2 rRNA genes are annotated in these 359 nt (G+C 40.1%); both read right to left on the bottom strand.

The annotated features are described in order from the left end of the window. Positions 1 to 63: 63 nt before the first annotated feature. Positions 64 to 178: ribosomal RNA gene (gene rrf, locus BDW31_RS11565) — 5S ribosomal RNA — on the bottom strand. 71 nt (positions 179 to 249) lie between these two features. Continuing rightward, positions 250 to 359 (bottom strand): 23S ribosomal RNA (locus tag BDW31_RS11560); the annotation flags it as partial.

Raw genomic sequence — 359 nt, 5'->3', positions numbered from 1 at the left:
CTTATTAAACCTTCGGTTTTAATTTTAGGCATAAAAAAAGAGACCTTTCGGTCTCAATAATTTGCCTGGCAACGTCCTACTCTAGCGGAACGTAAATCCAACTACCATCGGCGCTAAGGAGCTTAACTTCTGTGTTCGGCATGAGAACAGGTGTGACCTCCTTGCCATTGTCACCAGACAAGAGAATGATTATACATTCAAAACTAGATAGTAAGTAAATCATTTTGCTTCGCAAAACATTGAAATAAATTGATTAAGTCTTCAATCGATTAGTATTCGTCAGCTCCACGTGTCACCACGCTTCCACCTCGAACCTATTAACCTCATCATCTTTGAGGGATCTTATAACCGAAGTTGGG

The sequence above is a fragment of the Staphylococcus sp. AtHG25 genome, from assembly GCF_003217445.1.
Classification (GTDB): Bacteria; Bacillota; Bacilli; order Staphylococcales; family Staphylococcaceae; genus Staphylococcus; species Staphylococcus haemolyticus.
This window is presented reverse-complemented; position numbering and strand designations above follow the sequence as displayed.